At 43.4% G+C, this 21,198-nt stretch carries 15 protein-coding genes and 1 tRNA gene; 15 read left to right on the forward strand and 1 reads right to left on the reverse strand.

Going from position 1 to position 21,198, the window contains the following annotated elements; translation table 11 throughout:
• Position 1: 1 nt before the first annotated feature.
• The 13 genes from CKQ54_RS07650 to CKQ54_RS07710 all read left to right on the forward strand — a co-directional run bounded on the left by CKQ54_RS07650 (position 2) and on the right by CKQ54_RS07710 (position 16,178).
• Positions 2 to 436, forward strand: a complete 435-nt coding sequence (locus CKQ54_RS07650; protein ID WP_120161052.1) for an arsenate reductase/protein-tyrosine-phosphatase family protein — start codon at positions 2 to 4, stop codon at positions 434 to 436.
• 19 nt (positions 437 to 455) lie between these two features.
• Positions 456 to 2,633, forward strand: coding sequence for a polysaccharide biosynthesis tyrosine autokinase (locus tag CKQ54_RS07655; protein WP_120161050.1), 2,178 nt, complete (start codon positions 456 to 458; stop codon positions 2,631 to 2,633).
• Positions 2,634 to 2,740: 107 nt separating this feature from the next.
• A complete protein-coding gene (locus tag CKQ54_RS07660) occupies positions 2,741 to 3,889 on the forward strand; it encodes a glycosyltransferase family 4 protein (RefSeq protein ID WP_120161048.1) in 1,149 nt (382 codons plus the stop codon).
• 1 nt (position 3,890) lies between these two features.
• Positions 3,891 to 5,099, forward strand: coding sequence for a hypothetical protein (locus tag CKQ54_RS07665; RefSeq protein WP_120161046.1), 1,209 nt, complete (start codon positions 3,891 to 3,893; stop codon positions 5,097 to 5,099).
• Positions 5,100 to 5,128: 29 nt separating this feature from the next.
• Complete coding sequence (locus CKQ54_RS07670; protein ID WP_120349671.1) at positions 5,129 to 6,121, forward strand: glycosyltransferase family 4 protein; 993 nt, start codon at positions 5,129 to 5,131, stop codon at positions 6,119 to 6,121.
• A 35-nt stretch (positions 6,122 to 6,156) separates the two neighbouring features.
• Positions 6,157 to 7,203: a cellulase family glycosylhydrolase gene (locus CKQ54_RS07675; RefSeq protein ID WP_120161042.1), complete on the forward strand. Its 1,047-nt coding sequence runs from the start codon at positions 6,157 to 6,159 to the stop codon at positions 7,201 to 7,203.
• 67 nt (positions 7,204 to 7,270) lie between these two features.
• Entirely contained in the window at positions 7,271 to 8,488 is a 1,218-nt protein-coding gene (locus CKQ54_RS07680; protein ID WP_120161041.1) for a glycosyltransferase, read from the forward strand.
• Between the two features lie 25 nt (positions 8,489 to 8,513).
• Positions 8,514 to 9,530, forward strand: a complete 1,017-nt coding sequence (locus CKQ54_RS07685; RefSeq protein WP_120161039.1) for a polysaccharide pyruvyl transferase family protein — start codon at positions 8,514 to 8,516, stop codon at positions 9,528 to 9,530.
• Between the two features lie 18 nt (positions 9,531 to 9,548).
• Complete coding sequence (locus CKQ54_RS07690; protein WP_120161037.1) at positions 9,549 to 11,012, forward strand: lipopolysaccharide biosynthesis protein; 1,464 nt, start codon at positions 9,549 to 9,551, stop codon at positions 11,010 to 11,012.
• A gap of 8 nt (positions 11,013 to 11,020) precedes the next feature.
• Positions 11,021 to 12,010: a glycosyltransferase family 2 protein gene (locus tag CKQ54_RS07695; protein ID WP_120161036.1), complete on the forward strand. Its 990-nt coding sequence runs from the start codon at positions 11,021 to 11,023 to the stop codon at positions 12,008 to 12,010.
• Between the two features lie 113 nt (positions 12,011 to 12,123).
• Entirely contained in the window at positions 12,124 to 13,545 is a 1,422-nt protein-coding gene (locus CKQ54_RS07700; protein WP_120161034.1) for a mannose-1-phosphate guanylyltransferase/mannose-6-phosphate isomerase, read from the forward strand.
• Between the two features lie 14 nt (positions 13,546 to 13,559).
• Positions 13,560 to 14,939 (forward strand): phosphomannomutase CpsG, encoded by a 1,380-nt coding sequence (cpsG, locus tag CKQ54_RS07705; RefSeq protein WP_120161032.1) that lies wholly within the window; start codon positions 13,560 to 13,562, stop codon positions 14,937 to 14,939.
• Positions 14,940 to 15,023: 84 nt separating this feature from the next.
• On the forward strand, positions 15,024 to 16,178 hold the full coding sequence (locus CKQ54_RS07710) for a glycosyltransferase family 4 protein (RefSeq protein WP_120161030.1): 1,155 nt from the start codon (positions 15,024 to 15,026) through the stop codon (positions 16,176 to 16,178).
• 415 nt (positions 16,179 to 16,593) lie between these two features.
• Here CKQ54_RS07710 and CKQ54_RS07715 read toward each other — a convergent pair.
• Positions 16,594 to 16,669: transfer RNA gene (locus CKQ54_RS07715), tRNA-Phe, on the reverse strand.
• A 685-nt stretch (positions 16,670 to 17,354) separates the two neighbouring features.
• On the opposite strand from CKQ54_RS07715, the gene speF reads away from it, so the two are divergent.
• On the forward strand, positions 17,355 to 19,517 hold the full coding sequence (gene speF / locus CKQ54_RS07720) for an ornithine decarboxylase SpeF (protein ID WP_120161028.1): 2,163 nt from the start codon (positions 17,355 to 17,357) through the stop codon (positions 19,515 to 19,517).
• Positions 19,518 to 19,761: 244 nt separating this feature from the next.
• The gene (locus CKQ54_RS07725) at positions 19,762 to 21,156 is read left to right on the forward strand and encodes a glycoside-pentoside-hexuronide (GPH):cation symporter (protein ID WP_120161026.1); all 1,395 of its coding nucleotides are present in this window, start codon (positions 19,762 to 19,764) and stop codon (positions 21,154 to 21,156) included.
• The last annotated feature ends 42 nt before the right edge of the window (positions 21,157 to 21,198 follow it).

The following is a 21,198-nucleotide window of genomic DNA, read 5'->3' on the forward strand; positions in this document are numbered from 1 at the left end:
CATGTTCTCTTCAGTTCTTGTAGTGTGCACCGGCAATATATGTCGTTCGCCAATGGCCGAACGGATCATGAAGCAATATTTTCCTGAAAAAATGATCCGTTCCGCTGGACTGATGGCCATGGTCAATCACCCGGCTGATGAGACTGCTGTGATTGTTTCCGGGCGCCACGGTGTGTCGTTAGAAGGACATAAAGGCACGCAGTTTCGGACTTCGATGGCCGGAGAGTTCGACCTTATTTTGGTGATGGAAGATAGGCACCTGGAACACATCAGCGAAATGGCTCCACAGGCCAGAGGCAAAATCATGCTACTGGGACACTGGTCAGAACATCGGGAAATCCCGGATCCCTATCGCAAAAGCCAGGAAGCCTTCGAATCCGTTTATCAGCTTATTGATCAGGCCTGTCAACGCTGGGCACAGAAGCTCACCGCCTAATCTCTCAGGAAATCATCGCATGTCATCAGCTATTTCAAAAATAACCGCAACACCAGACTCTGACGAAATCGATTTGGGACGCCTTTATGGGGAAATTCTCGATCACCGTAAACTAATTATTATTCTGACCATGGTTATCACTCTGTTGGCGGTAACTTATGCCCTATTCGCCACACCTGTTTACCAGGCCACAGCGATGATACAGATTGAACAAAAAAAGGGTAACGCTATCCTTGATAGCATTAGCCAGATGTTACCGGATTCTCAGCCTGTTTCTGAACCTGAGATTGCATTGTTGCAATCCAGAATGATCTTAGGCAAAACCGTTGATGATCTTAATTTACAGGCTGTTATAACTCAGAATTACTTTCCGGTATTTGGGCGAGGCTGGGCAAGGATGACCGGCGAGATCCCGGGAAAACTGAGCATCAGTCGTTTGTATATCCCTAAAACCAGTAATGATGTACCGAATATTACGCTGACAGTTATTGATAAACACCGTTTCCAGGTCGAAGGTGATAATTTCAAACTGGATGGAGAAGTGGGGACCTTAATTGCACAAGATGGCATTGCCCTGAACGTCCGGAGTATGGATGCTGATCCAGGAACACAATTCACGGTCAACTATATAACGCGATTAGATGCTATCAACGGTTTAATCAATTCGCTTACTGTCGACGAACAGGGTAAAGATACGGGGATCCTAAACCTGTCATTCAATAGTGATGACAGGGTGCTGGCAGCGTCAGTCCTTAATGATATTAGCCAAAACTATCTGAACCAGAATATTGCCCGTCAGGCTGCTCAAGATGCGAAAAGCCTGGAGTTTCTGAATCAGCAGTTACCGCTTGTACGAAGCGAACTGAACGATGCTGAGGATAAACTTAATGTGTACCGCCGTCAGAAGGATTCGGTTGATTTATCGCTAGAAGCAAAATCGGTACTTGAGCAAATCGTTAATGTAGACAGCCAGCTTAATGAACTGACGTTTCGCGAGGCCGAGATTTCGCAACTTTATACGAAAAGCCATCCGACGTATAAGGCCCTGCTGGAAAAACGTCAGACCTTGGTGCATGAGCGAGATAGCCTAAATAAACGTGTGACGGCAATGCCGGCTACTCAACAAGAAGTAGAGCGTTTGAGTCGAGATGTTGACTCTGGCCGGGCTATTTATATGCAGTTGCTCAATCGTCAGCAAGAACTCAGTATCGCCAAATCCAGTGCAATCGGTAATGTGCGTATTATCGACAACGCAATAACACAACCTAAACCGGTGAAACCAAGAAAAACCCTGGTTGTTTTGATCGGTATTGTTGCGGGGCTATTTGTTTCTTTTTCACTCGTTTTACTGAAAGTTTTTGTGCGTCGTGGAATTGAATCTCCGGAGCAGCTGGAAGAAGTTGGCGTCAGCGTTTATGCCAGTGTCCCGCTTTCCGAGTGGTTAAATAAGAAAAATAAACCAGAGAGATCAAATAGAAGTGGGGGGAGAAAAAGGCAATCTGAAATCAAATTCCTGGCAGTAGAAAACCCAGCAGACTTAGCCATTGAAGCCATCCGTAGTCTGCGAACGAGCTTGCATTTTGCCATGATGGAAGCAAGTAATAATATTCTGATGATCTCCGGTTCAACCCAAAACGCGGGTAAAACATTTATTGCCAGTAATCTGGCAGCGGTCATTGCCCAGTCAGGTAAAAAAGTACTTTTTATTGATGCAGACATGCGAAAAGGGTATTCACATAAACTTTTCAGATTTACAGGAGAGCTAGGGTTGTCGGATATTCTTTCCGGAAAAATAAATATTAATGAAATAGAGAAACATGTACCGGAGATCGGCATTGATTTCATCCCAAGAGGAAAGTTACCGCCTAACCCTTCAGAATTACTGATGCATAAACGCTTAAGTTCAATGCTTGACTGGGCTTCAGATAACTATGATTTGGTTATTATCGATACACCGCCTATTTTAGCCGTAACAGATGCAGCCATTATTGGTCGTTGCGCTGGCACATCATTGCTGGTTGCTCGTTATGGAACAAACACAGTTAAAGAAGTAGAGGTCAGTATCAGGCGTTTTGAGCAAGTGGGTGTGCAAATAAAAGGTTGTATTCTCAATGGCGTGCTTAAAAAGGCGAGTAGCTACTACGGTTACGGTTATAGTCAATATGATTACTCTTACGCTGATAACAAAGAAAAATAGATTTTAGATCTCCGTCTGGGAGACAAGTTTCTCAGACGGAATGCTCATCATTAAATAAGTGACCCTGTTAATAAATATGCAGCACCTTCGAAGAAATGGGAAATAAAATGAAAATAATGATATTCAACACATTGTATTTCCCCTACAGAATTGGTGGCGCCGAGGTTTCGGTTCAGCTCCTTGCCGAAGAACTCGCGCTGCAAGGACATACAGTGAGAGTGGTGAGTCTTACGGAAGGGGATGAAAGGGAAGTGACTACGCTTAATGGGGTAGAGCTTGTTAAGTTACCGTTATCCAATATCTATTGGCCATTTACGAATGAAAATAAAAGCTTTTTAAAAAAGGCTATCTGGCATTTGTTCGATTATTTGAATGTGAAAATGTATTTTAAGGCTTTGAAAGAAATCCAGATATTTGCTCCTGATATTGTCCATACAAATAATATATCAGGATTTTCAGTGCTTTTATGGAAGGCTGTAAAGAAATGCAAGGTCAGACTCATACATACTTCAAGAGACTATTATCTTTTTCATCCTAATAGCACATTATTTAGTCATGGTCAGAGGATGAGTTTAAAAGGTGAAAGTATTTTATTTTGGTCTGCAATAAAGAGAGTATATGACCGACATGTTGATGAGTATGTCGGCATTAGTCAATTTATCAAAAAGCAGCATTGCGATAACGCCTTTTTTAAAAGAGCGGGACACCATGTTATTTATAATGCTGTCTCAAAAATAGAAGCAGATAAAGTTAAGGATATTAAAAGAATAGGGTTCATCGGTAGGTTATCAACTGAAAAAGGATTTGATATCTTCTGTAATGTAGCGGGTCAGTATAAAAGAAAATATTCATTCATTGCTGCCGGTAACTTCGTCAATATTGAAGAGCAGCAATCACTAATGGAGTTGGCAAATAAATCTGATGTGACCCTGAAAGGTTTTATGAAACTGGACGATTTTCTGAATCAGGTTGATGCTGTCGTTCTTCCTGTCAGATGGGATGAACCCTTTGGGCGTACTGTGGTTGAATGTGTACTGGCTGATAAATTGGTTCTCACCAACCCGGTTGGGGCAATGACAGAGTTATCTATGCTCCTGCCTAACATCATTATTACCGATAATATTGAACGTGACTTCGACGATAAAATAGCAACCGCTGAGATAAAATCCATCGACTCTTCGCTTATTGAGCGGTTTACACCCAGGGAAATAGCTAACCAATATCTCCGGGTTTATAACGGCAAATCGGGTGTATAAAATGACAATGAAGGGGGTAGAGAAAAAGCTTATTGGACTAACGTTGTTACTTTTTATCATTTTTGAATGCTTGGCAGGACCACTTCGGATGGTCTTTCATATGGCTGGTGTCGAATTTTTATTTTCCATGCCAAAGCTCTTTATTTTACTGACTCAAGCCTTCTCGATAATATTGGTTTTGTATTATAGAAAAGTAACTGTAAATGGAATGATTGCTTCAGTAACTATATGCTATTTGATTTTTATAAGCATGATGTCATCCCAACCGGCAGCAATATTTGTCGGTGTTTGGGCAATTCTTCCTCTGTTTCTGGGTTATCACGGGGCAAGAATAATTATGTCAAATCTTAAGGAGAAAAAAACAAACCGTATTATAGTAATTATTTTTCTATTATCATGCTGTGGTGTTATTTGTAACGTGTTTTTCAACTACCCCTGGTATAACGTATCATATGAAATTGCCGGGATGGATGTTTCTTCCTCTCAGATAGGCAGCAGCGGTGGCTATACCCGATACGCTGGTTTTTTTAAGAGTTCTTTACAGGCATCCGCTAACGTATTAATTCTTCTTCTATATATTGTCTCAACCAGTAAAAGTAAAACCTTGATTGTTAGTTCATTTGTTTTTAGTGCACTTGTAGCTTTATTAACCATATCTAAAACAATTTTTTTACTCCATATTATTCTCCTTCTCTACATTCTGGTGAAAGTTATTCCTGTCAAAGTTATATGGCGGATTACATTAGCCTGTGCTTTTATCTTTACAGTGTTTACGATAGGAAGTACCAACTATCATTTTAATGTAAGCAGGGATCCGATGCAGGTTATGTTATTAGCATCGCTGAATGATCGACTGACTAATACCTGGCCGGAAGGTGTTAATACTATCATCAGTAATGGAAACCTTTTCTTTGGTGGTGGAATGGGAACGATTGGAGTGGGATCAAAATTAGGGACAGGTGTCTATAATCCGGGTGATAGTATGTATCTTTATCTTATTGGTTCCGGTGGTTATCTGTTGGGATTCATTTTATTATTTTGGGTTTTTTATCAATCAACAGTATTTAATAACGACAATGCGTGCAGGTATTTATCATTGCTGTTGATCGTTTTATGTTTGTTTGGGTTGTCAATGACGGCTCCGGAGTATCCATTTATGGCGCTTTCCATGGGGTTTTTGATTAATTCAAGAATTTATAAGGCGTGTTAGAAATATTGAAGAAAAAGAGGAAGATAAGGATGGCAAGAATAATTTTTGATGCGCGTTGGATTGGTGAGCATGGGATCGGACGATTCGCAAATGAAGTGTCGAAACGCAATGAGGGATTTGTAAAAATAAAAAATGGTTTGAAACCAACAAGTCCTTTTGATGTTTTTTTTATCACTTTATATTTAGCATTCAAACGTGGGGTATACTTTTCACCGGGATATAACTGTCCGTTATTCTTTTTAAACAGAAGTGTCATTACTATTCACGACTTGAATCATATAGATATAGAGCACAATAGTAGTTTTCTTAAGAAAATATATTATGAATTTGTGATGAAAAGAGCTTGTCAGAAATCGCTTAAAGTTCTGACAGTGTCGAATTTTTCAAAAAGAAGAATTTGTGAATGGGCAGGCATAAGTGATTCCAGGGTCCTGGTGGTTGGGAATGGTGTGTCGGAGGAATTTTTAAATACAGAGAGTAGGGTAACTAACTCTGAAGGTGAATACATTTTAGTTGTCAGTAACAGAAAGAAACATAAAAATGAATTGAGAATATTGTCAGCTTTTCACATGGCTAACATTCCGCCATCAGTAAAATTAGTCTTCACAGGGGATCCGGATGAAAGCCTGCAGAACGAAATTAAACGTACAAACTTGCAGGATAGAGTTGTTTTTAAAGGGCGCGTAGAGAACAGCGAACTGGCATCTTTATACAAAGAATCACTTTTTTTATTATTTCCCTCACTTTACGAAGGTTTTGGTCTTCCCGTCATTGAAGCAATGTCCAGTGGTACCGCTGTGATAACGTCCACCACCACCTCTTTACCAGAAGTCGCAGGTGATGCAGCAATCCTTGTGGATCCTGAAAACACTGAGGAGATTGCGCTGGCAATAGGCAACCTTTATTACAATCCAGATTTGAAAAAGGAACTAATAGCAAAAGGTTTAATTCAGGCAAAAAAATTCACCTGGGAGAAAACGGCCGATCTGATAACGAATTGTTTGAATAACTTAAAAAAGTAAACTGCACCTCATAGGCTATTTTAGTAAGGTAGATAATGAACAGGATGATGCTTTATATAAAAATGTGTTGTGTGTTTATATTCATTCACTCGTCATACGGAATGTGTACAATTATCGGAGCAGGAACGCACTTTCAAGGTTATCGTGGAGAAAGCAGTATATATTTAGAAAAAATCAAAGAAATGGGATTTACATCATTTCGTGAGGACTATTCCTGGTCAAACGTTGAAAGAACTAAAGGCGTTTTTTCAGTAAGTGATAATATAAAAAAAACTGACGCTGCATTTTTAAATGCCCAGAGTAAAGGTCTCAGTCCTATCTTGATCCTTGATTATGGAAATAAATTGTATAATAACGGTGATTATCCACGAAATCAGGAATCGATTGATGATTTCGTTAGATATGCAAGTTGGGTTGCGTCAAGATTTAAGGGGAAAGTGAAATATTACGAAATTTGGAATGAATGGACTATTGGTACTGGAATGACCCGCTATCGTGACAATATACCTTCTGGTGAGGTCTATTTTAATCTCGTTAAGGCAACAAGCAAGGCAATAAAACGTATCGACCCCAATGCAATAATCTTAGCCGGCGGATTCAATCCCCTGGAACAAAGAGCCAAATATCTGAATATTACGGATGTGGTTTGGTTTGAGCAGTTGCTAAAATTGGGGATTCTGGATTATGCCGATGGGATTTCAATCCACACTTATTCGTATCTGAATGGTCGCCGGGACTTAAGAACGACAAAAGGTAATTTAGATTTTATTGATGAGTTTTACGCTGATAGCCAAAAAATAGCAGGGAGGGATTTCCCCTTATACATTACTGAAGTTGGAGTGACAAACTATACCGGACCTGGGGGAATGAGCCAGCAAGAATCGGCCGATTATATAAAAAATTATATTGAGGATGCAAAGTCTCGTTCATACATAAAAGGTGTCTGGATTTATGACCTCATTGATGATGGCAAAGACAAGAGCAAGAGGGATTATAATTTTGGCCTCCTGAACAATGATCTCTCGCCCAAGTTAGTCGCTCCTGTCATTACTGAGTTACTTAATAGAAATAATCAAAAATGATGGTGAAGGTTATAATGTATTATTAATTAGTATTTATGTAATTAATTAATGAGAGTAAAGAGGTAATATGAGGATTTTGTTTTTTGTATATAAATTCCCTGTGCTTTCTGAAACGTTTATCCTCAACCAAATAGCGTATTTCATTAACAAGGGTTGCGACGTAAGCATAGTTTCCGTTTTTCCCGGTGAGCTGGATGCTGAACACCAGGTTATCAAAAAATTTGATTTGATAGATAAAACGCGATATTTACTTGAACGAGAACCAAAAGGTAAGATCTCCAGGGTTTTTGCGCGACTTAAAGGACTGCTCCCTTGTGTTCTTTCCTCTTGTGCCATTAAGAGAATGAATGTCTCTAAATATGGCTATTATGCGAAAACGTTGATGCTCCCGTATATATTGTCAAAAAATAAGCCTCCCATAGAGGCTGATGTTATCGTCTCTCACTTTGGCACCACTGCAGTATTGGCAAATCAACTAAGGAAGCTTGATTTTCTTAAAGGTAAACTAGCTGCAGTGTTTCATGGTAATGACATTTCACAAACTCGTACTCTTGATGTTTTTAAGGATGATTATAAAAATCTTTTTGATAATGCGGAATTCATCCTGCCAGTAAGTCAGTTATGGGCTAATAAAATCAAAGCCGTTTCAGGTCATGAGAAAAATATTCATGTTGTCAGGATGGGGATCAGTGTTGACAAATTCTCGTTTCGACCTCGATCCGTTTTGGGTAATCCCATTCGCTTACTCTCTATCGCAAGGCTTACAGAGAAAAAAGGGATATCAGTTGCCATCACTGCATGTTCATTTTTGAAGAAAAGAAATATTCATTTTCGCTACACCATTATCGGTGATGGTCCGTTACGCAATGACCTTGAGTTGCAGGTTTCTGAACTTGAATTGAACGAGCAGGTGATCTTCTCAGGCGCGCAGACGCAGGAAACTGTTACTGACTACTTAAATATCTCGGATATTTTTTTATTACCTTCAGTGACAGCCGCGGATGGCGATATGGAAGGAATACCGGTGGCATTGATGGAGGCCATGGCTATGGGTATCCCGGTAATTTCAACTTTTCACAGCGGGATCCCTGAATTGATAGAAAATGGAATATCTGGATTTTTGGTCAAAGAACATGATGCCGAAGGTATTGCAAATATCGTCTCAGATATTATAAAAGATCCCAGTGTTTTATCTGATATTTGTCAGAATGCAAAAATGAAAATTGACAATGAATATGATCAGGATAAATCATATTCAAGAATGCTTACTATTCTATCGAATTAGCCATTAAATATTAATCGGTGATAAATTGAAAATTTACTATTATAAATCTGCGCATGGGAATTTTGGGGACGACCTTAACGCATGGATCTGGGATGCATTGCTTCCCGGCTTTTTTGATGATAACGAAAATGTCAGGGTATCAGGGATTGGCACCATTATTACTTCTGCCATGCCTCCGGCTAAAAAATGGATAGTCTTCTCGAGTGGTGTCGGTTACGGCTATCCGCCAGTCAACTTTGGCGACAGCTCCTGGGAAACACTCTGCGTTCGGGGTCCGCTCAGTGCTGAGATTTTAGGATTGCCGAAAGACAAATTTATTACTGATGGCGCTGCCCTTTTAAACACGCTCGCTGAGTTTCAACCACTCTCAGATGCTGAACGCAAAGGGGTAATTTTTGTTCCTCATCATCACGCGCTTGTCACCGGGCAATGGGAAAAGGTGTGCCAGCAGGCTGGGATTGAGTTCGTGAATCCTCAATCGGATGCAAAGACGGTTATCCAAAAAATCAGACATGCAAAACTGGTGCTGGCGGATGCTATGCATGCGGCCATTATTGCTGACGCTCTGCGCGTACCCTGGATTCCCTTAATTACTTCCTCACAGATCAATACATTCAAATGGTTAGACTGGACTCAGACCATAAATACCCCCTACCGGCCAACTGTTCTGGGAAGCAGTTCCCTGCGTGAGTATTTACGCGATAAATCTCTGTGTACCTATGGAGAAAAGTATTTCTTACCTGATTCAGATGTAGAGTTCGCTGTTAAATATTTCAGAAAACAGCGAGAGCTAAAGAACAAAAAGTGGTGGGAGAAGTATCAGCAGTTAACTCAGTTAGCGTTGCATCGAATTCCAAACAAAGCTATCAGGACAGTTGAAGAGCGTTTTAATCTGAATTTGAATAACAGATTTATTGACCAGGCATCCAGCGTGCTTCTTGATGCGAAGTCCAGACCGGGTTTTCTAAGCGAAGATTTTAAATTTACCAATAATGTAGAGCGCTTATTAAACGGCATCGACAGGCTTTCAAAATGCAAATGATATTCTAAGGACGCTAAATTGAACGCTCAAGCGAGAAACCAGAAGCCGAGTATAATTTCAGGCGCTATCTGGTCTGTTCTGGATAATACAGTTTCACAAGTCATAACATTTATTATATTCATAATATTAGCGAAGTTGCTGACACCCAGTATATACGGCATGCTCAGTGTATCTTTGCTTGTTACGCAGTTTTTTCGCAATGTTATATTCGATAGTATTGCGACATCGATCGTGAGAATGAAATCACCGACACCTGTAGACTATAATTCTGCATTTTTTTTATGTTTCTCTTTATCTGTACCCGCATTCTTGATTGTTTTCTTTTTCGCCCCGTTTATTGAGGCGTACATGAAAGTACCGGAGCTGGCCAATGTCATCCGGGGAACAGGCATTATTATTGTCGTCAGCGGATTGAGCCGGACACACGAAGCCTGGTTAACGCATAATATGATGTTCCGCCCTTTAGCGATAAGGTCAATCTGCTCTATCTCTATCGGGGGGGCTGTCGGAGTGGTGCTTGCCTGTAAAGGGTATGCTGTTACGAGTCTGGTGGTACAGCAAGTTGTCACTTCACTGATTTCTCTGGTCGTGCTGTGGGTGACGACACCCTGGAAGCCAAAAATGAAGATTTCGAAGGATTCCATTCGCGAGTCTGTAGGGTTTTCTAAGCATGTGGCTCTGAGCAATATTACTAACTTCGCCAATCAAAATAGTGATGTTTTCTTTATTACCTACTTTCTTGGAACTGCGGGTGCCGGTGTTTATTCGGCGGGTAAACGCATCGTAAACACCCTGAACACCGTTCTCTCATCCGCATTAATGCGGGTTTCATTACCCGCATTTACCCGATATAAAAACGATTTAAATGAATTTGGTAAAAAGTATCTGCAAGCAACCTATTTTACCGTTCTGGTAACAGCGCCTGCTTTTGTTGGTCTTAGTGCATTATCTCATGATATTACTTTTCTGCTGCTGGGACAGAAATGGATGCCATCTGTACCCATAATGCAAATTGTCAGTGCTGTAGGGTTTGTTACGTCGATTGGATATTACAATCATTCCGTCATGTTTGCCCGTGATAAACCTGAATGGCAAGCCAGATTAACACTGCTTTATGCAATAAGTAATGTTTTGGTATTCTATATTTTTGTTCGATATGGTTTGATTGCTACTGCACTGGTATTTTCCATCCGTACAATACTTCTTTACCCTGTTTCCGCATGGTGTGCATTAACACTCTTAAATTTAACATTCAGACAATACATAAGAGAGATTATTGTTCCCATTATATGCGCCGGGGGTATGTGTATTATTCTGATGGGTATGCAGGAGTTTACATTATTAAATGAATCCTGGGCTGGAATAGCAGTAAAAATTACCGTTGGTGCGATATCCTATTTTACTCTTATTTTTACTATCACTTCTAAGAGTAGAAAAGCAATGATACTTTCACTCGCGGGAAAGATATTTAAGAGGGGCTAGATGATTTTATGGAAACTCAATCAGCATTAGTTAGCATCCTTATTCCTCTTTTCAACTCTGAAAAGTATATCAGGAAGGCCCTGGAGTCTGTTGCCACTCAAACCTATTCTAATATAGAAGTGGTTATTGTCGATGATTTTTCGAGCGATTCTTCAGTGGCAATTGTTGAGAGTTTTTTTATTGAGCACGATCATATCCGTCGTAGCATTTCTCATAATGTTAAAAATGAAGGGGTTTCTTTCACACGGAATAAGTTAGTGGAACATGCAAAAGGGGACTTTATTTGTTTTTTAGATTCTGATGACTACTTTGAGCATGATGCGATAAGTTATTTAATGAACATTGTAGTAAGTAATAATACGGATATAGGCCAGTGCTTATACTACTCTGAAACACCCGAGGGTGTCCAACGCGGTACGGTAAATCAATTTTCTCCCAATAAGATTCTGAAGGGTAAAGATGCTGTTTTTTCTATGCTGGAAAATGAAATAACAGGTTTCCTTTGGCATAAGATATTTAAACGAGATCTTTTCCTGAATGTTCATTTTGACACTACGTTACCCGTTTTTGAAGACTATCTTGTCATTATGACGATGTTTCTCAATGGTGCTGACATCTCATTTGGCAGTGAACCCAAGTATCATTATGTACAGCATGTTTCCTCATTGACAAAAAAATCCTACCGAAAAGCACTAGACAGACTGCAATACCTGGAAATTACCAAGTCACTGATAAAGCCTTTAATTATCTCAGAATCAGACAAGCTGAGGATAATAAAGCATGAGTATATTGTGGCTTTGATGGTTTTTATTAATGCAATTAAATTTGGTGCTCCGGTAAATGAAGTTGCAGAAATCCAGAAACGCATCAATGTTTCATGTTTATTCAGGTTAAAACCGCAACTTAATTATAAAAAATTTTACTCCATACTCATGATTAGAATTTCTCCAGTATTGCTCTACTTTTCCCTTAAAACAGTTTTTAAAATTAAAGCATAAATCATTCACAATTTGTCAGTGCTCATTCTGAATGATAATTCAGTTATTCCTCTGAGCACTGAATTGTTTTTTAATGATTGCATCTTATCTGACTTTTTCCTGAGACGAATATTATGATCCTTCCAGTAATCATGGCTGGCGGTACCGGTAGCCGTTTGTGGCCGATGTCTCGTGAGCTTTATCCAAAACAATTTCTTCGTCTGCATGGCGATAATTCAATGTTGCAGGAAACCGTCTGCCGTTTAAAAGGGCTGGATGTTTCTGTGCCGCTGGTTATTTGTAATGAAGAGCATCGTTTTCTCGTTGCCGAACAACTGCGGCAAATAAATCAGCTCAAAGATAATATTATCCTCGAGCCTGTCGGGCGCAATACGGCGCCTGCGATTACGCTGGCTGCGCTCAGTGCTATCGACAAAGGTTTAGACCCGCTTTTGCTGGTGCTTGCTGCCGACCATGTTATCGAGTCTCCTGCGGCCTTTCACCAGGCCGTACAGAATGCTATTCCGTTCGCGGAACAGGGGAAGCTGGTGACCTTCGGTATCGTGCCGACCGGTCCGGAAACCGGATACGGTTATATACAGAGGGGAACCAAATTGTGCACCGACGCAGATCCTGTTTTTCGGGTGCAGCGTTTTGTCGAGAAGCCGGATCTTGCTACCGCGATGCAATATCTGGAAAGCGGTGAGTATTACTGGAACAGCGGTATGTTTTTGTTCCGTGCGAAGCGTTTTCTGCAAGAGATGACGAAATTCAGGCCGGACATTGTTGATGCCTGTCTTAAAGCCATTGAAACCTCACAGGCCGATGAGCAGCAGGATTTTATTCGTGTTGATAAAGAATCATTTATTTCCTGTCCCGATGAGTCTGTTGATTATGCGGTGATGGAAAAAACCACTGATGCGATTGTCGTTCCGTTAGATGCGGGCTGGAATGATGTGGGTTCCTGGTCGGCTCTTTGGGAAGTGAATAATAAAAGCATCGAGGGTAATGCCCTCAGTGGCGATGTATTTACTCATAATGCGACGAATTGTTATATCAATACCGATGAAAAATTGGTGGCCGCTATTGGTGTAGATAATCTGGTGATTGTTAATACTAAAGATGCCGTTTTAGTGATTGATAAAAACCAGGTGCAGGACGTTAAAAAAGTCGTTGAATATTTAAAAAGTCATAAACGCCGGGAATATCGCGTGCATCGTGAATCTTATCGTCCATGGGGGCGGAACGATAATGTTGTGACGGCGCCCCGTTATCATGTGAATAGAATAACGGTAAAACCGGGCGGACAGTTCTCATTACAAATGCATCATCACCGGGCTGAACACTGGGTAATTCTTTCGGGTACGGCAAGAGTTATTCTGGAAGATAAAGATTATCTGCTGACTGAAAATGAATCCACATTTATACCCATTGGTGCTCATCACAGATTAGAGAATCCCGGGAAAATACCTCTTGAACTTCTGGAAATACAATCAGGCTCATATCTGGAAGATGACGATATTATTCGTATAAAAGATCACTATGGTCGCTGTTAATTTTGGGGTGAAATATGTCAGATACATTATCTTGCTTTAAAGCGTACGATATTCGCGGTGAATTAGGTGTTGAATTAAACGAAGATATTGCTTATCGCATAGGACGAGCGTACGGCGAATATTTAAAGCCAAATAGAATGGTATTAGGCGGTGATGTTCGTTTAACCAGTGAAGCATTGAAACTTGCTCTGGCGAAGGGTTTACAGGATGCGGGGACTGATGTTGTTGATATTGGCGTGAGCGGCACGGAAGAAATCTATTTTGCGACTTCCTATCTCAGCCTTGATGGTGGTATTGAAGTCACCGCCAGCCATAATCCAATGAATTATAATGGTATGAAACTGGTTCGTGAGAACTCCCGTCCAATCAGTGGCGATACCGGTTTACGCGAGATTCAGGCACTGGCCGAAGCTAATAATTTCGCACCAGCAGAAAAGGCTATACGTGGCACTTATGAAAAAGCCTCTGTGCTGGAAGCGTATGTTGATAAGTTGCTCAGCTATGTCAATTTAGAGAATTTCACCCGTCCCTTGAAACTGGTATTTAACTCCGGTAATGGCGCTGCCGGTCACGTTGTGGATGCTATCGAGCAGCGTTTTATTGCTGCCGGAGCACCGGTAGAATTTATCAAAATTCACCACGAGGCTGACGGAACATTCCCCAACGGCATCCCTAATCCGTTATTGCCTGAGTGCCGCCAGGACACCACCAATGCCATCATTAAACACCAGGCAGATATGGGGATCGCGTTTGATGGTGATTTTGACCGGTGTTTTCTGTTTGATGATGCCGGTAATTTCATCGAAGGGTATTACATCGTGGGTCTGCTGGCCGACGCGTTCCTCGAGAAATACCCCAGCTCGCGTATCATTCATGACCCGCGTCTGAGCTGGAATACCATTGATATTGTCACCGGTGCGGGCGGAGTGCCTGTGATGTCTAAAACCGGTCATGCGTTTATTAAAGAGCGTATGCGCCAGGAAGATGCGGTCTATGGTGGCGAGATGAGCGCCCATCATTACTTCCGCGATTTCTATTATTGCGACAGTGGTATGATCCCCTGGTTGCTGGTCGCTGAATTACTGCATGTTAAAGATAAGTCCCTGAGGCAACTGATTAATGACCGGATCACCGCTTACCCTGCTTCAGGTGAAATAAACAGTTACCTGCAAAAGCCGAAAGAGTCTATTGACCGTGTATTAGCGATGTATGAAGGAGAGGCGTTGAACATCGACCATACGGACGGAATAAGTCTGGAGTTTGATGAGTGGCGTTTCAATCTCCGTAGTTCTAATACTGAACCGGTTGTTCGACTGAATGTGGAATCCCGTGCTAATACAAAATTAATGCAGGAACAAACCAGGAAGATTCTTTCCATCCTTCGTAGCATGTAATTATTGAAAATATCTTATTTAAGTGAGTGGTAATAACTCGCTATGGGTTTATTTTGCCCATTTTTATTTTATAAGGTTTAGATTATGTCACATAATGTGAGTGTGGGGATTGTTGCTGACTGGCTGGTGACATTTGCCGGGGCCGAAAAAGTCATTGCGGAATTTATTAAATTATACCCGGACGCAGATATCTATTCTGTTGTTGATTTTCTTTCTGATGAGTCCCGCAAAAAATTCTACGGTAAAGAAGCGACGACCTCTTTTATTCAGCGCTTACCTTTTGCTAAAAAGAAATATCAGCAATATCTGCCTTTAATGCCGCTGGCTATCGAACAACTTGATGTGACCGGACATGACATAGTGCTTTCCAGCAGTCATGCGGTCGCCAAGGGCGTGCTGACCGGTCCTGACCAGTTGCACATCAGCTATGTGCATTCTCCGATCCGCTATGCCTGGGATTTTCAGCACCAGTATCTGCGTGAGGCAGGGCTGAATAAGGGGCTGAAAGGCAATCTTGCCCGCTGGTTCCTGCATAAAATCAGGATGTGGGATTACCGGACGGCTAATGGGGTGGATCACTTTATTGCCAATTCCCAGTTTATTGCCCGCCGGATTAAGAAAGTCTATGGCCGCGACGCGGATGTTATTTATCCGCCTGTCGATGTAGAGCGTTTTACATTGCAGGAGAACAAAGAGGATTTCTATTTTACCGCTTCGCGCATGGTGCCCTATAAACGTATCGATCTGATTGTGGAAGCATTCAGTCAGATGCCGGATAAGAAGCTGGTGGTCATCGGAGACGGCTCTGAAATGGGCAAGATTAAGGCCAAAGCGGGCAGTAACATTGAAATACTGGGCTATCAGCCTGACGATGTGATGCAAGACTATATGCGACGCGCAAAGGCTTTTGTTTTCGCTGCCGAAGAAGATTTTGGGATCACGCCTGTCGAAGCACAGGCCAGCGGAACGCCGGTTATTGCCTTTGGCAAAGGCGGCGTTCTGGAGACCATCAGACCTTACGGTGAAAAGCATGCAACAGGGGTCTTTTTCGCTGAGCAAACAGCGGCGTCTCTGATAAAGGCCGTGCGTCACTTCGATACCATTAAAGACTCAATTCTTCCTCTGGACTGTCGTGAAAATGCATTAAAGTTTTCCGGGGAAAGATTTCATAATGAACTGGACGAATATATCAAAACAAAATGGCATGATTTTAATGAACGCAAACGCATCGTTTATTAACATTCCCAATACTGAATCTGCCATTGATGGTTTGCATACAAATGATCCTCGCTTTTGCATTCATCATGAAAAGCAGTGTCAGCGGCTGAAATTGTACGGATAACGCCCGTCGCTGTTGCTTCATAAGTAAGAAAAAGCCGGAGAATGCGCTGACATTCTCCGGCTTTTTTTGCTTTCTAAACGGGCTTGAAGTTTCAGTAGAGCAGAAAGCAAAAAACCCGCCATAGGCGGGTTTCTTTAAATAGGGTGCCCGGACTCGGACTAATGCCGCAGGCATTTGAACAACGGCTTTGCCGTTGGCCCGCAGGGCGAGCCTGCTAAGGCGAGTCATCGAACGAAGTTCGATGGAGAGTCCATGATCTTTTATAAGAACTCAGAAAGCAAAAAACCCGCCATAGGCGGGTTCTTTTAAAGATGGTGCCCGGACTCGGAATCGAACCAAGGACACAGGGATTTTCAATCCCTTGCTCTACCGACTGAGCTATCCGGGCAACGGGGCGCATTAAACCGTATTGGGCATGTGTCGTCAACGGCTTTTTGTGACAACGGTGGTGTTCGTCACCTGAATGATGCTTTTTACGACGATTTGTCGATTTAACTGCCGGAATCTGCGGTTTGCCTGAAATTCACAGGCAAAATCCCATGCCGGACGGTGTCGTATTTTGTAAGAAATTCGCGCAATTTACAGGGTTGAACGGGGGTCTAAAAGATGCCATTATTGCGCCGATTTATTAAACAACTCTGTTCCCGTTTTCACGCGACAGCTCAAGAGGGTTGCGGCATGGCTGGTTTATCACATCGCGCTTTTTATAAGTGCATAAAAAATCTGATGATGATCTCCGGGTGCTGTAAACACCACGATTTCAGCTTTTCTCCTTTTGCAGTCTCTTTCATGCGGTAAGGCTACCGTTTGTCCGCTGTTAGGCATTATTAAAAACAGAGCGTCATCCACAGGGCAATTCTCTGATTTTACTGTTGTCTATCAGACGTGGCCGGGTCTGAAACTCGATTTGTCACCACTTTGCCTCACCGGCATTGTCCTGTCGCACTCGATATCTTGCTTAGCCAACGTCATTTGCCGGGCCGGACTCTGCGCGCAATTGCTCTATGACGTAAGAACCTGCTCATTGCCGTGCCATCTGGCACACCCTCTTACTTAACCGTTTGAGAGTCTGAATGAAACACTTAAAACTTGCAGCAAGCGCTTCTGTCGCCCCTTATCTCCAGACTGCTCGTCTGGTCGTTGACCTGCGCCGCGCCGATTACGCGGACGTAGCGGCCATCATCATTTCTGTGGGTGACCTGAATCACGGCAGGCTGGCGGAGATTGAAACGCTGGGATTCGGTATTCCCGCGTTTGTGGCAGTGCAGGGAACGGAGCAGGTGTCGCCGGAATTTTTGCCTTTGCTGAAAGGCGTGATCACGCTGTCGGACGCCAACCAGGCGTTTTACGCGGCACAAATCGAATCTGCCGCACAGGCCTATGAAGAGGCGCTCTTCCCGCCGTTTTTCGACACGCTGAAAAAGTATGTCGAGATGGAGAACGCCACGTTCGCTTGTCCGGGCCATCAGGGCGGTGAGTTTTTCCGTCGTCATCCGGCAGGGCGTCAGTTTTATGATTTCTACGGCCCGAATATTTTCCGCTCTGACATGTGTAATGCGGACGTCAAACTGGGCGATTTGCTGATCCACGAAGGCTCGGCGAAAGACGCTCAAAAGTATGCCGCTAAAGTCTTCAGCGCAGATAAAACCTATTTCGTGCTTAACGGGACATCTGCCGCCAATAAAGTCGTGACTAACGCGCTGCTGACCCGCGACGACCTCGTGCTGTTCGACCGTAATAATCACAAATCAAACCATCATGGCGCGCTGTTACAGGCAGGTGCAACGCCGGTGTATCTCGAAACAGCACGTAACCCGTTTGGTTTTATCGGCGGTATTGATGCGGCCTGTTTCGACGAAACTTATCTGCGTAAACAAATCAAAGAAGTGGCACCAGATCGTGCTAACGAGAAACGCCCGTTCCGCCTGGCCATCATCCAGCTCGGCACCTACGACGGCACGGTTTATAACGCGCGCCAGGTGGTCGATAAAATCGGTCATCTGTGCGATTACATTCTGTTTGATTCCGCATGGGTCGGTTACGAGCAATTCATCCCGATGATGAAAGAATGTTCGCCGTTGCTGCTGGAGCTTAATGAAAACGATCCGGGGATTATCGTCACACAGTCGGTACATAAGCAGCAGGCCGGATTCTCGCAAACTTCGCAGATCCATAAAAAAGACAATCACATTAAGGGCCAGAAGCGCCATTGCAGCCATAAAAAGCTCAACAATGCCTTTATGATGCACGCCTCAACCAGCCCGTTTTATCCGCTGTTTGCCGCACTGGACGTGAATGCGCGTATTCATGCCGGTGGCAGCGGAAAACACATGTGGATGGAGTGCGTGAAGCTGGGCATCGAAACCCGCAAAATGCTGCTGGATCAATGCTCGATGATTTTGCCGTTTGTGCCGCCAGTGGTCGGCGGAAAGCGCTGGCAGGATCATGAAACCAATGAGATGGCTAACGACGTTCGCTTCTTTGATTTTGTGCCGGGTGAACGCTGGCATGCCTTCGACGGTTATGCCGAAAAGCAGTATTTCGTTGATCCGTGCAAGCTGCTGCTGACTACGCCGGGCATTGATGCGTCCAGCGGTAAATACACTGAGTTCGGCATTCCGGCGACCATTCTGGCCAACTATTTGCGCGAGAACGGCATCGTGCCGGAGAAATGCGACCTGAACTCGATCCTGTTCCTGCTGACGCCTGCCGAAACGCCGGCCAAAATGCAGTTGCTGGTGGAAGAGCTGGTGCGTTTTGAGCAGTACATCGAAGAAGATGCGCCGCTCAGCGAAGTGCTGCCGACGGTGTATCGTAAAAACGAAGACCGTTACCGCAATTACACCATCCGTCAGCTGTGTCAGGAAATGCATAACCTGTACGTCAGTTTTGATGTGAAAGAGCTGCAAAAAGAGATGTTCCGCGAGAAGAGCTTCCCGAAAGTGGTGATGAATCCACAGGACGCGCATAACGAGTTTATCCGCGATAACATTGAGCTGGTAGCGATTGGTGACGCTGAAGGGCGTATCGCCGCAGAAGGCGCGCTGCCGTATCCTCCGGGCGTGCTGTGCGTGGTGCCCGGCGAATTGTGGGGCGGGGCAGTTCAGCGTTACTTTATGGCGCTGGAAGAAGGGATCAACCTGTTACCGGGCTTCTCGCCGGAATTACAGGGTGTGTATATTGAGAAAAAGCCGGTCGGCTGGAAACGCGTGATGGGGTATGTTCTCGCACAATAGCCCGCATAAAACCCATCTCCGGATGGGTTTTTTATTGGATCGTTTTTTATTGATCAATCGCGACAATAACCCTGCATGGGGATATGTGATGCAGCTCGAAAATAATCCTCTTATTCAGCCAGAGTATAGATACCTGCGTCACAGTTGATTAAAAGCATAAAACGTAAATGAGAAATCACAATACTCAGCGTGATTTTCTGGAATTATAACTAATGCAGAATTCCATCTTAATAAAGGTGACTGCATGTCAGCATTAACTGAAAGGATCAGTGCGAAAGAAAAGCTGGGTTTTGGATTAGGTGATGCGGCAAGCCACATTGTTTTTGATTCTTCTGTCGCTATTCTTGCCTATTTCTATACGAATATTTATGGTTTGCCGCCAGCGGTAATGGGAACCCTGTTCTTAGTGGTCAGGGTACTTGATGCGATCACTGATCCTATTATGGGCGCGATTGCCGATCAGACCAAAAGTCGCTGGGGAAGATTTCGGCCCTGGCTACTGATTATTTGTGTGCCCTTTGCCGTCAGTTGTGTTCTGGTTTATTCCACGCCAGATTTTGAACAGACCGGTAAAATTGTTTATGCGGTTTTCGCTTATATATTTATGACCTTAATGTACACGGCGATTAATATTCCTTACTGTTCTCTGGGGGCCGCAATTACTGCCGACCCGCAGGATAATCTTTCCCTGCAATCGTGGCGTTTCGCTATTGCGCCCGTCGGGGGTGCGATGGGGACGGCGCTCATCCTGCCGCTAGCTGATTTTATCTCACCGGGAGACCGCGCGACCGGTATGCAGTGGGCGATGGGCATCTTTGGTGTCATTGGCTGCGTGATGTTCTTTGTCTGTTTCCTCACCACGCGGGAGCGTATTACACCGGTGAAAGAAGAGAACATGAATATCCTTCGTGATGTGCGTGTGCTTATGCAAAATGATCAGTGGCGGATCCTCTCAGTTTATAACCTTGCCATGTTATGCGGCGTGGTTGTTCGCGGCAGTTTGCTGGTGTATTTCGTGCAATATGTTCTGCATCAGGGAAGCGGCATTATTTCCATTTTCATGATGGCGACTACCGTTGCGGCGGTTATCGGCAGTTTATTTGCCAAAAAACTGGGCTCGTGGATGTGTAAAATCCGCGCGTCCATCTGGGTGAACATATTAAGTGCATTTGCAGGATTACTTTTCTTTGTGCTGCCAACCGATTACTGGATCCCTGCCTTTATTGTTCATATTGCCCTTAACTTATTACAGGGGATAAATGCCCCGCTGCAATGGTCAATGATCACGGATGCCAATAATTATGGGGAGTGGAAAACCCAGCGCCGAATTACAGGGATGAACATCGCGGCGAATATCTTTGTGATTAAACTCGGCGTGGCGATTGGTGGGGCGCTGACAGGCTGGGGGCTGGCATGGTTTGGTTATCAGGCGGGCGTGGAACAACAATCGGCGGAAGCGGTACGCGGTGTCCTGATTTTATTCACCGTCTTACCGGCTATTTTCTATCTGATTACGGCTTTCTCTATCCGTTACTACCAGCTGACGGAAGAGCGCATGAATCATATTGTCAGTGATCTGGGTGACGGAAAATTCCAGACACAAAGTCTGCCGACGGAGAGTTTACAGACTCACAGTTAAGACATTCGTCCCGGCGCCTCACGCCTGAGAAGCCGGGACAAT

It is taken from the genome of Rahnella variigena, from assembly GCF_003610915.1.
GTDB classification, from domain to species: domain Bacteria; phylum Pseudomonadota; class Gammaproteobacteria; order Enterobacterales; family Enterobacteriaceae; genus Rahnella; species Rahnella variigena.

Bases quoted from the DNA above. Each gene is read 5' to 3' on its own strand.
- CKQ54_RS07655 (WP_120161050.1), top strand. From the start codon at position 456: ATGTCATCAGCTATTTCAAAAATAACCGCAACACCAGACTCTGACGAA.
- CKQ54_RS07680 (WP_120161041.1), top strand. From the start codon at position 7,271: ATGAGGATTTTGTTTTTTGTATATAAATTCCCTGTGCTTTCTGAAACG.
- cpsG (WP_120161032.1), top strand. From the start codon at position 13,560: ATGTCAGATACATTATCTTGCTTTAAAGCGTACGATATTCGCGGTGAA.
- CKQ54_RS07695 (WP_120161036.1), top strand. From the start codon at position 11,021: ATGGAAACTCAATCAGCATTAGTTAGCATCCTTATTCCTCTTTTCAAC.
- CKQ54_RS07670 (WP_120349671.1), top strand. From the start codon at position 5,129: ATGGCAAGAATAATTTTTGATGCGCGTTGGATTGGTGAGCATGGGATC.
- speF (WP_120161028.1), top strand. From the start codon at position 17,355: ATGAAACACTTAAAACTTGCAGCAAGCGCTTCTGTCGCCCCTTATCTC.
- CKQ54_RS07700 (WP_120161034.1), top strand. From the start codon at position 12,124: ATGATCCTTCCAGTAATCATGGCTGGCGGTACCGGTAGCCGTTTGTGG.
- CKQ54_RS07665 (WP_120161046.1), top strand. From the start codon at position 3,891: ATGACAATGAAGGGGGTAGAGAAAAAGCTTATTGGACTAACGTTGTTA.
- CKQ54_RS07675 (WP_120161042.1), top strand. From the start codon at position 6,157: ATGAACAGGATGATGCTTTATATAAAAATGTGTTGTGTGTTTATATTC.
- CKQ54_RS07710 (WP_120161030.1), top strand. From the start codon at position 15,024: ATGTCACATAATGTGAGTGTGGGGATTGTTGCTGACTGGCTGGTGACA.
- CKQ54_RS07660 (WP_120161048.1), top strand. From the start codon at position 2,741: ATGAAAATAATGATATTCAACACATTGTATTTCCCCTACAGAATTGGT.
- CKQ54_RS07725 (WP_120161026.1), top strand. From the start codon at position 19,762: ATGTCAGCATTAACTGAAAGGATCAGTGCGAAAGAAAAGCTGGGTTTT.
- CKQ54_RS07650 (WP_120161052.1), top strand. From the start codon at position 2: ATGTTCTCTTCAGTTCTTGTAGTGTGCACCGGCAATATATGTCGTTCG.